The organism is Pseudomonas sp. IAC-BECa141, assembly GCF_020544405.1.
In the GTDB taxonomy this organism is placed as follows: domain Bacteria; phylum Pseudomonadota; class Gammaproteobacteria; order Pseudomonadales; family Pseudomonadaceae; genus Aquipseudomonas.
Map to the genome: position 1 here is coordinate 2,419,611 of NZ_CP065410.1, position 17,426 is coordinate 2,437,036.

At 58.7% G+C, this 17,426-nt stretch carries 18 protein-coding genes and 1 pseudogene; 9 read left to right on the forward strand and 10 right to left on the reverse strand.

Translation table 11 applies throughout. The features are described 5' to 3' along the window. The first annotated feature begins 41 nt into the window (after nt 1-41). The 3 genes from I5961_RS10995 (at nt 42) to I5961_RS11005 (ending at nt 3,776) form a co-directional block, all read left to right on the forward strand. Entirely contained in the window at nt 42-1,532 is a 1,491-nt protein-coding gene (locus tag I5961_RS10995; protein ID WP_227235221.1) for an aldehyde dehydrogenase, read from the forward strand. Nucleotides 1,533-1,584: 52 nt separating this feature from the next. Beyond that, nucleotides 1,585-2,868: an NAD(P)/FAD-dependent oxidoreductase gene (locus I5961_RS11000; RefSeq protein WP_085698738.1), complete on the forward strand. Its 1,284-nt coding sequence runs from the start codon at nt 1,585-1,587 to the stop codon at nt 2,866-2,868. Between the two features lie 359 nt (nt 2,869-3,227). Then, complete coding sequence (locus I5961_RS11005) at nt 3,228-3,776, forward strand: cupin domain-containing protein (RefSeq protein WP_011333561.1); 549 nt, start codon at nt 3,228-3,230, stop codon at nt 3,774-3,776. A 73-nt stretch (nt 3,777-3,849) separates the two neighbouring features. Here the strand turns inward: I5961_RS11005 and I5961_RS11010 are convergent, their stop codons facing one another. Together I5961_RS11010 and I5961_RS11015 are read right to left on the reverse strand one after the other, a co-directional pair. Continuing rightward, a complete protein-coding gene (locus I5961_RS11010) occupies nt 3,850-4,560 on the reverse strand; it encodes a hypothetical protein (RefSeq protein WP_227235223.1) in 711 nt (236 codons plus the stop codon). Nucleotides 4,561-4,664: 104 nt separating this feature from the next. Then, on the reverse strand, nt 4,665-4,949 hold the full coding sequence (locus I5961_RS11015) for a fructose-bisphosphate aldolase (RefSeq protein WP_227235224.1): 285 nt from the start codon (nt 4,947-4,949) through the stop codon (nt 4,665-4,667). A 593-nt stretch (nt 4,950-5,542) separates the two neighbouring features. Between I5961_RS11015 and I5961_RS11020 the strand changes: the two genes are divergently transcribed. Beyond that, on the forward strand, nt 5,543-5,956 hold the full coding sequence (locus tag I5961_RS11020; protein ID WP_227235225.1) for a hypothetical protein: 414 nt from the start codon (nt 5,543-5,545) through the stop codon (nt 5,954-5,956). Between the two features lie 67 nt (nt 5,957-6,023). Here the strand turns inward: I5961_RS11020 and I5961_RS11025 are convergent, their stop codons facing one another. From I5961_RS11025 to I5961_RS11040, 4 genes and pseudogenes are all read right to left on the reverse strand, one after another. Further along, on the reverse strand, nt 6,024-6,455 hold the full coding sequence (locus I5961_RS11025) for a hypothetical protein (RefSeq protein WP_227235227.1): 432 nt from the start codon (nt 6,453-6,455) through the stop codon (nt 6,024-6,026). Between the two features lie 125 nt (nt 6,456-6,580). After that, on the reverse strand, nt 6,581-7,201 hold the full coding sequence (locus I5961_RS11030; protein ID WP_227235228.1) for a hypothetical protein: 621 nt from the start codon (nt 7,199-7,201) through the stop codon (nt 6,581-6,583). Between the two features lie 7 nt (nt 7,202-7,208). Beyond that, nucleotides 7,209-8,102, reverse strand: coding sequence for a glycine zipper family protein (locus I5961_RS11035; protein ID WP_227235229.1), 894 nt, complete (start codon nt 8,100-8,102; stop codon nt 7,209-7,211). Beyond that, a pseudogene (locus I5961_RS11040) lies at nt 8,099-8,628 on the reverse strand (PAAR domain-containing protein). The gene I5961_RS11035 and the pseudogene I5961_RS11040 overlap by 4 nt, the downstream one beginning before the upstream one ends. Nucleotides 8,629-8,794: 166 nt before the next feature. On the opposite strand from I5961_RS11040, the gene I5961_RS11045 reads away from it, so the two are divergent. Genes I5961_RS11045 through I5961_RS11055 form a run of 3 tightly spaced genes read left to right on the forward strand, consistent with a single transcriptional unit; the run spans nt 8,795 to nt 10,670 of the window. Then, nucleotides 8,795-9,184: a hypothetical protein gene (locus I5961_RS11045; RefSeq protein WP_227235231.1), complete on the forward strand. Its 390-nt coding sequence runs from the start codon at nt 8,795-8,797 to the stop codon at nt 9,182-9,184. 15 nt (nt 9,185-9,199) lie between these two features. Next, nucleotides 9,200-9,622: an HD domain-containing protein gene (locus I5961_RS11050; protein WP_064382327.1), complete on the forward strand. Its 423-nt coding sequence runs from the start codon at nt 9,200-9,202 to the stop codon at nt 9,620-9,622. A gap of 28 nt (nt 9,623-9,650) precedes the next feature. After that, a complete protein-coding gene (locus I5961_RS11055; RefSeq protein ID WP_227235232.1) occupies nt 9,651-10,670 on the forward strand; it encodes an AbrB family transcriptional regulator in 1,020 nt (339 codons plus the stop codon). Between the two features lie 18 nt (nt 10,671-10,688). Here I5961_RS11055 and I5961_RS11060 read toward each other — a convergent pair whose 3' ends face one another. From I5961_RS11060 to I5961_RS11070, 3 genes are read right to left on the reverse strand one after another with little or no spacing between them, the layout of a single operon-like run. Beyond that, complete coding sequence (locus I5961_RS11060; protein WP_227235234.1) at nt 10,689-11,726, reverse strand: DUF2955 domain-containing protein; 1,038 nt, start codon at nt 11,724-11,726, stop codon at nt 10,689-10,691. Next, a complete protein-coding gene (locus tag I5961_RS11065) occupies nt 11,716-12,813 on the reverse strand; it encodes an HlyD family secretion protein (RefSeq protein ID WP_085704219.1) in 1,098 nt (365 codons plus the stop codon). The genes I5961_RS11060 and I5961_RS11065 overlap by 11 nt, the downstream gene beginning before the upstream one ends. Next, nucleotides 12,806-14,359, reverse strand: a complete 1,554-nt coding sequence (locus I5961_RS11070) for an efflux transporter outer membrane subunit (RefSeq protein ID WP_227235236.1) — start codon at nt 14,357-14,359, stop codon at nt 12,806-12,808. Before I5961_RS11070 ends, I5961_RS11065 begins: the two co-directional genes overlap by 8 nt. A gap of 129 nt (nt 14,360-14,488) precedes the next feature. Here I5961_RS11070 and I5961_RS11075 point away from each other — a divergent pair, with 129 nt between their 5' ends. Continuing rightward, on the forward strand, nt 14,489-15,004 hold the full coding sequence (locus I5961_RS11075; RefSeq protein ID WP_085698766.1) for a transporter suffix domain-containing protein: 516 nt from the start codon (nt 14,489-14,491) through the stop codon (nt 15,002-15,004). Nucleotides 15,005-15,277: 273 nt separating this feature from the next. Continuing rightward, a complete protein-coding gene (locus tag I5961_RS11080; protein WP_227235238.1) occupies nt 15,278-16,063 on the forward strand; it encodes a DeoR/GlpR family DNA-binding transcription regulator in 786 nt (261 codons plus the stop codon). Nucleotides 16,064-16,112: 49 nt separating this feature from the next. Here the strand turns inward: I5961_RS11080 and I5961_RS11085 are convergent, their stop codons facing one another. Next, nucleotides 16,113-17,396 carry an NAD(P)/FAD-dependent oxidoreductase gene (locus tag I5961_RS11085; protein WP_227235240.1) on the reverse strand — a complete coding sequence of 428 codons (1,284 nt, stop codon included), beginning with the start codon at nt 17,394-17,396 and terminating at the stop codon, nt 16,113-16,115. Nucleotides 17,397-17,426: the final 30 nt, after the last annotated feature.

A 17,426-nucleotide genomic window follows, 5' to 3' on the forward strand; every position in this document is an offset into this window, starting at 1 on the left:
CAGGGATATCGGTCACTAATTTTCCTGTGTGAGTCACCCCCATGACCATGACCCGCAACGACTGGGAACAACGCTTCCAGTCCCTGACCCTCGAATCCCGTGCCTTCATCAACGGCGAATACCGCCCGGCCATCAGCGGCGACACCTTCGAATGTCTGAGCCCCGTCGACGGCCGTTTCCTGGCCTCCGTCGCCAGCACCGATGAAGCCGACGCCAACCTCGCCGTCGAAGTCGCGCGCCAATCCTTCAACTCCGGCGTGTGGGCCAACAAGGCCCCGGCCGAGCGCAAGCGCATCCTGATCCGCTTCGCCGATTTGATCCTGCAACACCAGGAAGAACTGGCGCTGCTCGAAACCCTCGACATGGGCAAACCGATCAGCGATTCGATGAGCATCGACATCCCGGCGACCGCCAACGCGATCCGCTGGAGCGCCGAGGCCATCGACAAGATCTACGACGAAGTTGCCGCTACCCCGCACGATCAACTGGGTCTGGTGACTCGCGAGCCGTCCGGCGTGGTCGCAGCCATCGTGCCGTGGAACTTCCCGCTGATCATGGCCAGCTGGAAATTCGCTCCGGCCCTGGCGGCAGGTAACTCGTTCATCCTCAAGCCTTCGGAAAAATCCCCGCTGACCGCGATCCGCATCGCGCAACTGGCGCTGGACGCCGGTATTCCGAAAGGCGTGTTCAACGTCCTGCCAGGCTTCGGCCACACCGTCGGCAAGGCGCTGGCGCTGCACATGGACGTCGACGTGCTGGCCTTCACCGGCTCCACGGCGATTGCCAAACAACTGATGATTTATGCCGGCCAAAGCAACATGAAACGCGTCTGGCTCGAAGCAGGGGGCAAGAGCCCGAACGTGGTGTTTGCCGACGCACCGGACTTGCGCGCGGCAGCACAAGCGGCGGCCGGCGCCATTGCGTTCAACCAGGGCGAGGTCTGCACCGCCGGCTCGCGCCTGCTGGTGGAGCGTTCGATCCGCGAGCAATTCATTCCGTTGCTGGTGGAAGCGCTGCAAGCGTGGAAACCGGGCCACGCCCTCGATCCGTCGACCAACGTCGGCGCCGTCGTCGATCAGCGTCAACTGGACAACGTGCTGCGCTACATCAGCATCGGCCGGGAGCAGGGCGCCGAGCTGATCGCCGGTGGCCGTCGCACCCTCGAAGAGACCGGCGGCACCTACGTCGAGCCGACGATTTTCGACGGTGTGACCAACGCCATGACCATCGCCAAGGAAGAAATCTTCGGCCCGGTGCTGTCGCTGATCACCTTCGACACCGTTGAAGAAGCGCTGCAGATTGCCAACGACAGCATCTTCGGCCTCGCCGCCGGGGTCTGGACCAACAACCTGAGCAAGGCCCACACCTTCGCCCGTGGCCTGCGCGCCGGCAGCGTATGGGTCAACCAGTACGACGGCGGCGACATGACCGCGCCGTTCGGTGGCTTCAAACAGTCGGGCAACGGTCGCGACAAATCGCTGCACGCGTTCGACAAGTACACCGAGCTGAAAGCGACCTGGATCAAGCTCTGACTCTTTTACAGCGGTGGTCGCCTGCAATCGGCGACCCTCGGAGAATAAAAAAATGAAACAGCAACACGTGAACAGCTACTACGCCGCCACCCGCAACGAAGTGATCGATTTTCCGACGCTTGAAGAGTCGGTGGACTGCGATGTGTGCATCATCGGCGCCGGCTACACCGGCCTGTCCTCGGCGCTGTTCCTGAGCGAAGCCGGCTATAAAGTGACGGTGCTGGAAGCGGCGAAAGTCGGCTACGGCGCCAGCGGTCGCAACGGCGGCCAACTGGTCAACTCCTACAGCCGCGACGTCGACGTGATTGAAGAGCGCTACGGCGACAAGACCGCGGAAATCCTCGGCAGCATGATCTTCGAAGGCGCCGACATCATCCGTTCGCGCATCAAGGAATACGACATCAAATGCGACTACCGCCCGGGCGGCATTTTCGCAGCGATGAACAACAAGCAACTCAAAGGCCTCGCCGAACAAAAACGCAGCTGGGAACGTTACGGCAATAAAAACCTGAAGATGCTCGACGCTGCGGACATTCGCCGCGAAGTCGGCTCCGACGCCTACGTTGGCGGTCTGCTGGACATGCAGGGCGGCCACATCCATCCGCTGAACCTGGCCCTCGGTGAAGCCGCCGCCATCGTGCGTCTGGGCGGCAAGATCTACGAGCAGTCCGCTGCGGTGGAAATCAAATACGGCGAGCCCAACGTCGTGCGCACCGCCAAAGGCCAGGTCCGCGCCAAGTACCTGCTGATCGCCGGCAACGCCTACCTGCCGCAAGGCCTCGACAACCGCGTGACCGCCAAGAGCATGCCGTGCGGCTCGCAGATCTGCGTCACCGAACCGCTGACCGAAAAACAGGCCCGCAGCCTGATCACCAACAACTACTGCGTCGAAGACTGCAACTACCTGCTCGACTACTACCGTCTCACTGCCGACAACCGTCTGCTCTACGGCGGCGGTGTGGTGTACGGCGCCCGTGAACCGGACGACATCGAAACCCTGATCCGCCCGAAAATGCTCAAGACCTTCCCGCAGCTCAAGGACGTGAAAATCGACTACCGCTGGACCGGCAACTTCCTGCTGACCATGTCACGCATGCCGCAATTCGGCCGCATCGAGAAAAACGCCTACTACATGCAGGGCTACAGCGGTCACGGCGTCACCTGCTCGCACCTGGCCGGCAAACTGATCTCGGAAATGATCCGCGGCGACGCCGAACGCTTCGACGCTTTCGCTTCGCTTCCGCACATGCCAATGATCGGCGGCCGCACTTTCTCCGCGCCGCTGACCGCCCTCGGCGCGGTGTACTACTCGCTGCGCGACCGTTTCGGCATCTGATTAACCTCCCCGGCGGTGGCCCCGCACAGGCGCCGCCGGTTTTTTACTTGGCAAGCAACACCACAAACCCTGTGGGAGCGAGCTTGCTCGCGAAAGCGGTCTATCAGCAAAAGGGATGTTGAATGTGCCGCCCAATCGCGAGCAAGCTCGCTCCCACAGGTCTTGTGCCTGACCCGCAATTACCATCAACAGGCTCTTTTCAGGTGCCGTCCATCGAACCTGCTGAGCAACACCGACAAACGTGATTTAATAGCCGCCTTTCACGGTTCCGGGACACGGGAGCAACGTGATCCGCGCGCCTTGCGCGGCACCCGCCACCCACCCCCATTACCCTTAAGTCGTTCTCACATAAGGCTGTCATGGATACGGGTTCTCGACTCAAACTAGTACGCGAAAGCTACAAACTCTCCCAGCGCGAGCTGGCCCGGCGTAGCGGCGTGACCAATGCCACCATCTCCCTGATCGAACAGAATCGTGTCAGTCCTTCCGTCAGCTCACTGAAAAAGCTGCTCGAAGGCATCCCGATGTCCCTGGCCGACTTCTTCACTTTCGACCAGCCTCCCCGCGAACACCAATACGTCTTCCGCGCCAACGAACAACCCGACCTCGGCCGCCACGGCCTGCGCCTGCTCCTGATCGGCGCCTCGGTCCCCAGCCGCCAGATGCGTTTGCTGCGCGAGCAATACGCACCGGGCGCCAGTTCCGGGGAAGAGCCGATTGTTCATGCTGAGGGTGAGGAGTGCGGATTGGTGACGCGCGGCACGGTCGAGTTGACGGTGGACGGGCAGGTGAGCGTGTTGAGTGCCGGGGACGGGTATTACTTCCCGACGACGCTGCCGCACAAGTTCCGGAATATCGGGGCGGATGAGGCAGAGATTATTAGTGCGAATACGCCGGCGAATTTTTAGCGTGCAGCAACCGGCGATTCAGTATTTTTAATGGAGGGCGTTTCTCGGGTGAAGCGCCGTCCACTTGTGAACTCTATTTTTCGACTGTGATGGAGGGAGAGGAGACTACTTTGACTTCAAGAGCTCCTAGCTGCGTCAGGTTTAAGTCGAGTATTCCAAGAAAGTTGATAATGTACTGCCCATAGATTTTAGTCGCTCTCTGTGAGTTTGTTTTTGCCTCGTTAGTTTCTTTCATGACTGAACCGAGATTATCAAATACGCTGCTTTCGTTGTTGAAGAATTTGGTTGCTTCCCCTTGTAGCATAACGGTTGACGCATTTGCTCTAAAGGCTTCACCCCAGGCTAGCATCAAACTGCTTTCTCGATCGGGATTCTCATTTGATTCGCCGTCAGTTGGGTTAAGTTTGAAATTTGCAAGTAATAAAAGTTGTTGGGCTGTGGCTTTTCCGTAATACCGACTAACTTTGAAGTAAAGAGCTATAAGGTTTTTGTGCCATTCTTGTTCAAAGGCCGAGAATTTTGCGAAATCCTCGGAGGCCAGGAAATCATCCCAGCCTTTCTCGGATTTTCTCGCAGCCTCATTAAAACGTTGAAGCTCCTCGTAGCTTTTTATAAGAAGTTGTGTCGTTTCTTGTGCAGTTTGCTGAGCACCATCTACAAACCGTTGCCGATCTGACCGTTCGTTGGCTTTCGCTGATTCTGAAGCGGTGTAATAGGCGCCTAGGGATGCTGTGACTATCGCAGTCAGTATGGAGGTTGCCAGGTTTAGGGAAATAGTATTCATAATGTTTGAACTGGAATTGTTTTTTTGGTTGGCTGCACATTGGGTTTTAATCTGTGCGGGGAAATTTGGTTTTGAACTATTTAATTGATGCCTTTCGTGATTGATTACGTGATCGCTACTCTGCGTCTTTCAATCACTCTAAATACATCACTCACGTCCTGAACCAAGATTCTGGCGATAGTGGTGACTGTGTTGATGTCTTGTTCGGCGTGATCGGGAAGGTGGACGCAGGCCATGAGGTCGAGGTATTTGAGCACTGCATTCAAGCGTTCGCTGGCGCAAGCACGTAGGTCGCGTAGAGGAGCGTCGGCATCGATGAACAGGACGGGATGATCGGTGGCGGGGTGGGACATTGGGACGTAGTTGCACAACGGTGACTTACTTGTCATGGGTAAAAATCCTTAGCTCAGAAAATGAATTACCGCCGTTCGCTGCGAAACGAGTTGGGTGGCAGTTATGCGTGGGTTCGCAGACCGAGGAGCTAAGACCCGGCAGACCCGAAGGTCTCCCACGCACAACCGCCATGAAAATGAAGCACAGGCAAGTAGCCGGGCCGCATTGTGCCGGGTGTGGACTTAGCTCGCTAGGGCTGCGAAACCCTATCGCCAAATTCGTTCAGCGACAGACCCACTCTAGGCACCGATCCCCACCGCTGCAATCAGCCTGTAGGACGCGAAACCACTACGTTTGGCCAAAGACTTGGCTTCAGTTCGGCGGCGGAACCGACGTAAATCAAGGCTTGCGATGTATCTGGAAAAAATTACCTGCCGAGTTTGGTGCAGCTTCTCAGTCCAGAAGAAATAATCTCCCTCACCACGCGCGGTCATTTCCTACGCGGTTTTCAGATCCCAAAATCCAGCACCAATTCCTGCGCCGGAACTTTCCTCAAAACCGATGTCAATTTGATGGCGTGTCGCAACGCTGATATCGAACGGGTCACCCAGTGCCAGGCTGTTTCCCGGCAAGCCCAAGGAAGTGTGAGATGAAATTGATTCTTGCAATGTTGTTGCTGTTCAGCGGTTACGTTTCCGCCAGTTGTTCCAGTATCAGTGATCACGACAAGCGCAGTTATTGCCAGGCCACGGAGGAAGGCAGCAGCTGTTCTTCCATCGGCGACCATGACTTGCGTTCGGCCTGCGAAGCGGAGAAAGGCAGTTCGTGTTCAAGTATTGGCGATCATGACCAGCGCGCTTATTGCGAAGCCAAAAAGGGCAGCAGCTGTTCCTCCATCGGCGATCACGACATGCGCGCGGCCTGCGAAGCGGAGAAGGGCAGTTCGTGTTCAAGCATTGGTGATCATGACCAGCGGGCGTTTTGTGAAGCGAAGAAGGGCAGTAGTTGTTCGTCAATCGGCGATCATGATCTGCGCAGTCAGTGTGAGGCCATGAAAAGCTGAATCCACCCGCCATTGAAACCAAAAAGGGACACCCATCGGTGTCCTTTTTTCATGCGCTTAAACGCCGCTATTTCGCCTTCCAATGCCCACCCCCGTTCTCGCAATCAATCCGCGCCTGCGCCAGATGCTCCACGTCGTAGTAATACGTGGTCACTTGCGCGGTGTCCGGAATGTTCAGGGCCTTGGCGTTTTGATCCTTACTGGTGGAGTGCGGGTTGGCCAGGGATTCCTGGGTGAGGGTGGCGATACACGAGGCCTGATAGTGGTCGGCGCAGTGTTCGACCTTGTTTTTGCTGCTGTTGAGCATGTCCTTGCTTTCGTTGCTGCATGACCAGTCGATGGCGTTGACCGGCATGCCTTCGTATTCGTAGCAGCTGTGCGTCTCGACGGCGGGCACCGAGGGGCTGGAGGAGCGGGTCTTGACGTCGCATCCCTCGGCCATGACGCAGGTGGGGATGACGCTGAAAGTGGCGATCAGGAGCAACAGTCGGATGTTCATCTTGGAACTCTCCCATGGCGCCGTGTGTGATCGTGTGCGGGGCGCTTATGGTTTCGAGGTTGGGTCGTCTCGGAAGGTTCCATCAACCATTCCGGTGAGAGTACGCGAAGATGCTCCTGTTCAACTCACTCGGTGTCGTACATTAACTCTAATCTTTCGATCCATTCATCAGTTGCGCGAAACCTCGAATAATAAGATTGCTTTTCGACGTCACTCAATTGAGTGAAAAAACTGAAAAAATAGTTGTGGTCGTAATATTCTTGAGCACCTTGCATGCTGCCTCCCCACCAAGAAGGCTCGTAGCCTTCGAACGCAAACCATGGCGGAGGAACCGCGAATTTTTTGCGGTTAAGCATCGTTAGAAAGTGAAGGCTGTTCGTTATCAAACGAATAGTGACGGAGTTGAATTCTCTAGTAGATGCGAAGAATATCAGTCGGTCTCCGCTCAAAGCGTTTTCGTATTCAAATACCGGAAGATCATTGAAGGTTCTTTCAGTATTTTTTCTGAAGTGAGATTCAACGAGTGCTTCGAATTCAACTAAATCTTTAGGTTCGATAAGGAACTGCGAAAAAAATGCGCAGATATCGGCGCTTTCCAATGAGGTAGTGGGAGGCTGAACGGGTAGGTTGGTATGAGCTAAAGGCCGAGAGAATAAGCTTTTAAGCTCCTGCTTGCTGTACCCGGCAATTTGCTCTTGTCTAGGTTCTGGCTTCAGCAGTGTAATTATTTTTTTGATAAAACTCATGCTGCTCTCACTCTTGCATATATTCAGTTAGCCAAGTAGCACCTAAATAACCGGCAGTGCCAAATATAATGCCCCCGATAGCACCGCTGACAACTGCGCCAGGGCCTGTTTCGATTCCCACTGCTGCTCCGACCACCACGCCAATCCTGGCGCCGGCTATCGCCGCACCCCAGCCACCAGCCTGTTTGACAACCTCAACGGATATAGGCTTGATGCTGTTTTGTTTAATTGACTCTTCAGTCGCGATCTTCAGATCGTATGCAGTGAATGCAATCCCGAACACCCGCACAACTCTTGCGCCTTTTATAAAGGCGTTTGTGACTTTGTGGGAGGTCGGTGTGAAAATCGCCTTCGCTGGGACTTTATCTGCTTGAACTAAAACTTCTTTGTCGATGTTCTTTACCCAGCCAGCAATTTCATCGATTTTTGCTACGTTTTTTGGTGCGTGTTTTTTGTAGTCTTCAAGGGCTTTTAGAATTTCATCAGTTGATACTAGCTTTGCGCCTGCGGCTTTAGCTTTCTCAATATCAATGTAGACAGTTTTTCCTTCAAATCTTGGTGAGCCATTCGGGAATTCGGAGCTCGTAGAAATATAGCCTGAGGGGTACTTTCGGCTACTGTAAACATGTTGGGCAACTGTGGCGCCAGAATCCGGTGCAACAGAACGCATTCCGTATTTTTCCGGCCAGATCTCGTTTTTGATCTGAAGTTCGGAAAGATTTTTTGCAATCAGGTGAGGGTTGTCGGGCGACGAGTAAATTTTCCTGACTAGGAATCCGTCCTTGCCGATCTCATCTACCACAACAAATAAATGAATATTGGCCGGCATCAAATAGCCGGGCACATTGCTAACGGAGTTTGCCTGCTTGTTTGTTGGTATTTTGCAAGAGAACTCCGTCATACGTCCTCCCATTTTTCAAGCGCGGCTACACCGGTTGTCACTTCAAGGGTTTCTTGCTTGCTAGTTGAGATGCGAGGTGTGTGACCAGATTCATCAGAAAAGCCTGTATAAACCCTGCCTGCTTCGTCTTTGATGTGGTACGGCACATTGGCGAGGGGCTGGCCGTCACTCCCGACGATGCAAAACTTTTCGTCAAATTTCATGGCCCAGAGAGGCATGGCTGACGGGGGATGAATTCTGCGGGTGTGTGCGAATTTCCGATAATTACAGTTGATGAGCCGGCGATTACTTTATTGCCGTGGCCTCCGACACTTCCCACAGTTGCGGCAGGCATGCCGTTGATGAGCACGCTAGACGCAACGTCTCCCACGATGGGGCTGCCACAGGCACTCTGATCGTTCTGTCTGGCCGCGGGTAGACCATCAAAAAAAACGTCGGGGGAGCCAGCAGCGATAGGATTGACGCCATGCCCAGGTAGCGGACAGGAAGTTGGATCAGTAACTCGGGCAGCAGGTTTTCCAGACACAGTGAACATCCTTGTAAATACGCTGTTTTGGAAATGTTACACAAAAGAAGGTGGTTTGGACCATTTCACTCGTTCCCCACATCTCATCACCAAAGGTTCCCCCATCCACACCACGTCGTAGACTGCGAAACAAGTTGTAACGCCTCTCCCACGGACGGATCCGCGCATGATTCAGATCGGCAGCCGCAACAACGCCCCCACGCCGCAGCACAAAACCCAGGACATCTACATCTTCAGCATCGACCTGTCGCGCCCGGCGACGCCGTTCTGTTTCGAGCAATCGATTGGCGGCGGGCATGTCGAGCAGGGCGGTGCGCGGTGGCTGGCGCTGGATGAGCTGGATGGCTGGCCCGGGGAGTGGCGCGAGCATTTGAATAAGGCCAATTGCGCCTGGGTGGCCGAGTTGCTGGATGCGCACCCGGGGGAGGGTCAGGCTGATCTGGTCTCGCTGATCCTCCAGCGCTACGCCGAGCCGGCGCAGCCATCCGGGCGTTTGCAGGCGATTGGGCGCTGGTTCAAGCGTCACTTCTATATTGGCGGCCGGTACGGCGTCTGACCCGAGGAAACACCCATGACCCAGACTCTGGAACGCGCCATCGCCATTGCTGCCACAGCCCACGCGGGGCAGGTAGACAAGGGCGGTGCGCCGTACATTTTGCATCCGCTGAAAGTCATGTTGCGCATGAGTAGCCTGGAAGAACGCATCGTCGCGGTGCTGCACGATGTGGTCGAGGATTGCGGCATCAGTCTGGAGGATTTGCGCAAGGAAGGTTTTAGCGAAGCCGTTTTGTCCGCCATCGAATCGGTGACCAAAGTGCCCGGTGAATCCTATGAGGACTTTGTCGAACGTGCGGCGCAGAACCCGATCGGGCGGGTGGTGAAACTGGCGGATCTGGAAGAGAACAGCGACCTGTCGCGGATTGCCTCGCCGAGTTGGGAGGATCTGGAGCGGATCGAAAAATATCGGCGGGCGATTGGACGGCTGCGCGCCTGACTCAAATTGAATAGCCAGGAAGGCGACCATGAAATCCATTCTGTGTTTGTTGATTGCTGCCGGCTTCGGCGCTCTGTTGCAGTTCGAAGGCGTGCCCCACGGTTTGCTGTTGGGCTCGATTCTTGTCACTGCACTTGTCGTTACCAAATTCGGCTTCGCACCTAAAACTCCCTACGGCCTGGGTTACATTCAGGTCACGCTGGGGATTGCCACCGGGTTGATGTTCGATGCATGGGACAGCGCGACTGTTTCGACGATGTTGCCGAGCCTTGGCGTGTTGCTGTTGTGTCTGGCGGTGCAAGTCGCGCTTTCCGCGCTGTGGCTGTCGCGCGGCGCAGGATGGAATCGCACGGACGCGCTGCTGGCGGTATATCCGGGCGCGTTGGCGGCGGTGTTCGATTTGCTGGAATCGCATCAGGCATCGAGCAAGGTGATCATCGTGCACTTGATGCGCCTGCTGCTGATCACGGTGCTGGTGAGTTTGCTGATTCCCGGATCGGCGCCGGTTGACGTGACCGAGGTCCCGCCGCTGTCGACGGGCATGGCGTTGACCGTGCTGTCGGTGATCGGTTTGAGCTTGGTGGTCGGGCGCTTGCTGCTCGCCGTCGGTGTGCCGGCGCCGTTCATGCTGACGGCAATCATCATCACCGCCGTGTTTGTGAAATCAGGGTGGCTGCAGGGCTTTCACATGCCGGACTGGAGTTTGAATCTAGCGGCGCTGATTCTCGGTGCGCGGATCGGCTCCCGTTTTCAGGGATTGGGCCTCGCGGAACTGGGACGTCATGGCCGCACGGCGCTGGTGTCGGTCGGTTTGATGATTCTGGTCGCGGCGATTTTTGCATTGGCGGCGGCGCGGTTGCTGGGCAGCGATGCGTTGTCGCTTTGGCTCGCCTACATGCCGGGGGCCATCGAAACCATCGCGATTGTTGCGTTCGCCGGCGGGCTGAACGTGGTGTTTATCCTCACTCATCATCTGGCGCGAATGGTGGTGCTGCACTTTGCACCGGCATTGTTGGTGCAGGTACGGCGGGTGCGAGAAGACGCTTGATGATTCCGCGCACGGTCGTCAGGTCACACCCTGACGACTCTCCCGGTTTGCCACCAGCAAATGCATCATCACCCCGGCATAAACCGTCACCAGAATGAACAACCCCATCCTCACCGCAAACGCGGTGTAAACATCTTTGCCCACGGCACTGTCCTCCACCGATTGCCCGAGCAGGATGATCATGGTGATCAAAGTATTGAGCCAGAACCCCGGCGTCAGTTGCGTCGAGTGCAGCCGATAGAGTTTGCGCGCTACAAGCAGCCCGAACAGCAGCATCCACAGAAAGAACATCCACAGGTGCACGAACAGGCTCAACGCGCACCAGAACAGCACCGCCAGCAGCCCGCCGAGCAAGGTCGAGCCGAGCAGTTCGCGCCCGGCGTGGTGGGTGCGGGTGGTGGTGCTTTGCTGGCCGAGGCTGACGGCTTTGAGGATGATCGGCAGGTAGCTGGCGGGGTCGATCAGCACCAGCAGGAAGGTCGGCAACACGATCAATGTCGCGCGCATCGCTACGCGGGGCACGTCTTCGGCGGGCAGGGCGGGAGCGGGTGGTGGCGCGGGGCTGTTGGCCGGTTCCGGGAACAGGACGTGGCTCAGGCCGACGATGACGACGGCCAGCAACAGGCCTTTGACCAGCGCGCCGATCACCGCCATCGCCAGCTCGAATGAGGCGAAGCCTGCGGCGGAAATCATGGTCATGCCGATCACCAGAAACGTCATGATCAGCACGTTGCCGCCGCGCAAACCGTAAGTGAACACCAGAAACAGCCCGACACCGATCAGCAGCACGCCGCATACCGGGTAATACCGCAGCAACGGCACCAGCAACAGGCCGAGACTGGTGGTGAGTGCGGCGACCAATGTCAGCACCAGCGCCATTTTCACCGGCAACGGTCGAGGCATGCTGGCCAGCAGCAACACCGCGAGCACCGGCGACAGAAACGACAGCGGCAAGGCGAGGCCGTAACTGGCGGCGGTACACAACGCCGTGCCGCAAGCCAGGCGCAAGGCCCGTTGCGCCGGGACGCTGCGCTCAATAGGCCGCTCAGTAGGCATAGCTCAGCCAACTCATCAGCCAGACAAATACTCGCCCGAGTGGATTGAGCAGATTGCCTTCGCCGGGAAACGCCATGACTTCCGCCTGCCCGCCGGCACGAATCGAGCGACTCTCGAACAGGCGCTTTTTCGCCTCTTCGCTGAACTCGATGATCACCGGAAAGCGCTGGGCCGGACGCAGCCAGTCGCGGCTGTTCTGGATCGTCGGCAGCGTGCCGGGTGGCGGCGTCTGGCCGACGCTGACGCCATAACCGACGCTGCGTACACGGCCGTCGAGCACTTCGCCGGGCAGGGCGTCGAGGATGATCGACACCGGCGTGCCGGGCTTGATCCGGCCAAGGTTGTTTTCGGTGAGGTCGGCGCTGACCCACACGTCCTGGATCGTGATCAGCGTCATCACCGGGCTGCCGGCAGCGGCAAACTGGCCGACGTCGGTGCGCAGGTCGGTGATCAGCCCCGCCGAGCGCGCGCGGATGCGGGTGTTGGCCAGATCCAGTTCGGCCTTGGCCAGTGTGGCGGCGGCGCTGAGCAGTTTGGCGTTGGTGTCGCTGTTGCCGCCTTCTTGCTCCTGCGCGCGCAGCACTTCGGCCCGGGCGGCGGCAACCTGGCTGAGCGCCGCTTCGTGGTTGGCCCGGGACACTTCCAGAAGTCTTACGGACACCGTGCCCGGATCTTCTTTATACAAGCCTTCCAGCCGTCGATTGTCCTGGCGCGCCTTGAGCTCGTTGGCCTGGGCCGCACGTAATGACGCCTGGGCTGACGCGATGCCGGCGGTGCTGGCGCCGACCGTGCGCCGGGTGTTTTCCAGATCGGCGCGGGCCCGGTCGACAGCGATTTGCAGCGGCTGCGGATCGAGTTCGAAAAGGATGTCGCCGGCCTGCACGTCCTGATTGTTGCGTACGTTGACCTTGATCACCCGGCCCGCGACTTCCGCCGCCACCGGGATCACGAATGCGCCCACCCGTGCCTGCTGGGTATACGGCGTAAAGCGGTCGGCCAGCAGATACCAGACCAGGCTCAGCACAATCACCAGCAGCACCCAGCGGATGCCTTTTTTCGCCGGATCCGGCGGTGCTTCATCACTCATGGCGGTCTACCTGCGAGGGAATCGGATAGGTCGGTGTGGGCGGCGGGGCGCTCAGCAGATCCCCCCAGTCGGTGCGTTGCTGCATTTGCTGGCGGGTCGCTGGATCGATCTGCGGCCCGGCGCTTTGCCAGCCGCCGCCGACGGCGCGGTACAGGGCGATCAGGTTGCTCACGGCGTTGCTGCGGCTGACCAGATAGTTGTCCTGTAGCTCCAGCAACGCACGTTGGGCGTCGAGCACCCGCTGAAAGTCCGAATAACCTTCACGATATTGGGTGTTGGCCAGCACCAGCGAACGTCGCGCCGCACGTTCGGCCTCGCCGAGAATGCGCTCGCGTTCCAGCGCTTTGGTCAGGCCGCTGGCGGCATCGTCGGCTTCACGGGCAGCCTGGCGGACCTTGTCGCGATAGGCTTCGATCAGTTGCTGCAAGCGCGCATCCTGCACGCGGATGTTGTTGTGGATGCGACCGTAGTCGAACAGGTTCCAGCGCAGGCTCGGGCCACCGATCAGGTCGAGGCTGCGCGGGGTGGCGCCGAGGGTGTCGCTGGACCAGACGATGCTGCCGAGCAGCGTCAGCGACGGATACAGATCGGTTTCAGCTACGCCGACCAGCGCCGATTGCGCGGCAACGTTCAGCTCTGCCGCACGCACATCGGGACGGCGCAGCAGCAGGTTGGCCGGGACATCCTGCAGCACGGCGCGATCCACCAGCGGAATCAGCCCCGATTGTTCCGCCAGAAACGCCGCGCCACCGGGCGGCTGGCCGACCAGCACCGCCAGCGCATTACGGGTGCGCAGCAACTGGTCTTCGAACGCTGGAATGCTGCTCAGGGTGCCGAGGTATTGGGTTCTGGCTTGTTGCAGGTCGAGTTCGGCGGTCTGGCCGCTGCGAAAGAGTTTTTCGGTGATTTCGAAATTGCGTTTTTGCTGGGCGGCGTTTTCTCGGGCGACTCGCAGCCGGGCTTCGGTGGTGCGCAGGGCAAAGTAGGTGTCGGCCACCTGAGCGCGTAACAGAACGAGAGCGTCTTCGTAGTTGGCCTGGGCGGCGAAGTAGCTGGCGTCGGCGGACTCGATGGCGCGGCTGAAACGGCCCCAGAAATCCAGTTCCCAGCCGACATCGAATGCGGCGCTGTGCTGCCAGAAGTGCAAGTCCTGCGGATTGTTGCCACCGGATTGGTGGCGGTCGATGTACAGGCTGTCGGCGCTTGCCTGTTGCAATTGCGGGTAGCGACCGCTGTTGGCGATGCCCAGTTGCGCGCGGGCTTCGAGCACCCGCAGACCGGCGATCTTCAGGCTGCTGTTGCGGGCTTCGGCGTCGCTGATCAAGCGGTCGAGCACCGGATCGGCAAACACCTGCCACCACTGACGCAGGTCCGGTACCGCCCCGCGTTCGCTGGCCTGTTCCAGCGCCGGACTTTGCCACTGCTTGCTCCAGGCCTCGGCCGGTGGCTGGAAATCCGGGCCCAGCCGCAGGCAGCCACCAAGGCTCAGCGCACCGAGCAGCAACAGGTGGCCGGGACGGATCAGCAGGGCTGGCGTTGCAGGCATACCGGGTGGCCCCAACGGGAATTGTCACTGGAGCATAGACCGCAGATTGCAGGTTGATCGAAGCAATCAGCTGCTACGCTTTTTCAGGCGAACTTCACTGAACCGCCCCCGACGAAAAGGTAGGAAACCATGGACACTGCTCAAGAACCGCTTGCCCCCGCCAGCGCCAATTGGCGATTCAAGGTCGGCGTGGCAATCCTCTGCCTGATGCTCGGTTCGTGGTTGATGGTGCCGCTTGCCGCCGCCCTCGATGTACCGGGCTCGAAAGTCGCGGCGCTAACCGGGGTGTTGTTCATCAGCAATAAAGTGCTGTTGCTGCTGGTGATTGCGGTGATGGGCAAGGCCGGGTTCGCTGAGCTCAAGCGCACGATTGGCCGCTATATCTCCGGCGTGATTCCGACCCCGGTGGCCGAAGTCAGCCCGATGCGCCACAAGATCGGCGTGGTGATGTTCTGCCTGCCGCTGCTGTCGTCTTTCCTGGAGCCGTATTTCGACAACTTCTTTCCAGGCGTGCGGCCCAACCTCTGGCAGATGCAGGCGCTGGGCGACTTGATGTTTGTCGGCAGCTTTTTCGTGCTGGGCGGCAATTTCTGGGACAAGGTGCACGCGTTGTTCGTGCGCAAGGCACGGGTGTTTACGGAATAAAAGTGCACTTTTCAGCAATCGCCTTCGATCAGGCATGCCCAAGCGCAATGGCAAACGATACGACGACCATGCAGGCAAAAGCGAAATTGAGGTTCATGGGGTGTTCATCCTGGTCCTTTTGAAAGTGCGGCCATTCTGCCGGGGGCAGGTCAAAAGAAAAAATTCGGCTTCGTGATTCCAATGATCGAAGCCATTGATACCGGCGTTGTGTTTGCCTGTTTGCTTGGCTAAGCTCGCAAAAACCTGCAATGACAAGCACAAACAGGCAAAACCATGCACGATCATTCCGCTTCCGAGCTTCCTTCCCTGCGCCGGCAGAAAATCCTGCTGATCCTCGAACGTGACGGCAAGGTCATGGCGTCCGAGTTGAGCCAGCATTTTGCGGTGTCGGAAGACACCATCCGCCGTGATCTGGCCGAGCTGGACAGTGCCGGGCTGGTGCAGCGGGTGCACGGCGGCGCGCTGCCGAGGCCCAAGGACACCGGCAAGGATTACTTCACCCGGCTGGACGAGATCGACGAGGTGAAGATTCGTCTGGCGCAATTGGCGGCACAGCAGATCAGGAACGGGCAAACGGTTATGTTCGACTCTGGTTCCACTGCGTTGCAGGTGGCGCGCTCGTTGCCCAGGGATATCAACCTCACGGCGGTCACGGCATCGCCGATGACGGCGATTGCGTTGTCCGAATATCCGGGCATCAAGGTGATTCTGGCGGGCGGGCAGTTGAATCCGAAAACCATGTCCGCCGGTGGTCATGAGGCGCTGCGGCTGCTGTCGGGGATCAAGGCGGATCTGGCAATCACCGGGGTCTGCGCGATTCATCCGGAGGTGGGCATCACCTCGCTGCATTTCGATGAAGTGCCGGTCAAGCAGGCGCTGCTCGACTGTGCGGCGCGGGTCATTGCCGTGACCACGGCGGACAAGCTCGGCGCGGTGGAACCGTTTGTGGTGGCGCCGTGCGAGCGCTTGCACACGCTGATCACCGAACGGCATGTGGCGTCAGGAAGTGTCGAGGATTATCAGCGGTTGGGGATTGAGGTGGAGCAGTTGCCTGACTGAGGTTTTGCGGCAAAAAAAGGCCCCATCACTGGCGATGGGGCCTGTTCGGTCAGCGCAGTTTTTCCAGCATCTGGTAGTACCACATGCCCGCCGCCAGCATCGGATTGCCCAGCAGATCGCCCATCGGCACGCGAATGTGCGAGCACGCGGCAAACGTGTCGAACTGCTGCATCTGCCCGGTGATCGCCCGGCTCATGATCTCGCCCATGATGTGGGTTGTGGCGATACCGTGGCCGGAGTAGCCCTGGCAATACCAGACGTTGTCCGAGAGCTTGCCCAGTTGCGGGATGCGGTTGATGACGATGCCCATCGCGCAACTCCACTGGTAGTCGATCTTCACCCCTTTGAGCGCCGGGAAGGTCTGTTCGATGCACGGCCGCAGTTCGCCGGCGATGTCCCGTGAGTCCTTGCCGCTGTAGTTGGCGCCGCCGCCGAACAACAGGCGACCGTCGGCGGTGAGGCGGTAGTAGTCGAGGACGAAGCGGCAGTCGTAAACGGCGAGGTCTTCGGGGTTGATCTGCTTGGCCAGATCCCCCAGCGGTTCGGTGGTGACGATGCCGCCCATGGCCGGGAAGATCTTGCCCTTGAGCTGGCCCGGTTCGAGCTTGTGGTAGACGTCGCCGGCCAGCAGGACCTGATTGGCGTCGATCTGCCCGTGAGCGGTGCGTACGCCGGGGCTGACGCCGTGGATGATCTCCAGCACTTCGCTGTTTTCGAAGATCAGCGCGCCAAGGCTTTCCGCCGCCCGCGCTTCACCGATGCACAGGTTGAGCGGGTGCAGGTGCATGTTGCGGGTGTTCTTGATTGCGCCGTGATAGAGGTCGCTTTGCAGCAGGTCACGCACCTGGCTGCGGTCGAGCAGGCTGACCTCATCACCCATGCCGCGACGCACGGCTTCGTTGTAGTCGTTGCGCAAGCCGTCCATGTGGCTCGGCTTGTACGCCGCATGCAAATGACCGTGCTTGAGGTCGCAATCGATGCCGTATTTCTCGACCCGTTGCTGGATGATTTCGTGGCCGCGCCAGCGCAGGTGCCAGATGAAGTCGTCGACCTCATCGCCCAAGGTGTTGCGCATCTGTTTGCGCATCGCGCCGTCGCCGGACAGGCTGCCGGTCACCTGACCGCCATTGCGCCCGGTGGCGCCCCAGCCGATCTTGTGGCTTTCGACGATGGCGACTTTCAGGCCTTTTTCCGCCAGCTCGACAGCCGTGGCGACGCCGGTGAAACCGCCGCCGATGATTACCACATCGACCTTGTGCCGGCCTTGCAGGGTCGGGTAGTCGGTGTCGCGATTGAGGGTGGCGGTGTAGTAGGAATTGCTGCGTTCAGTCATTTCAGTGTCCAGATTCGGGAGTCGGTGCAC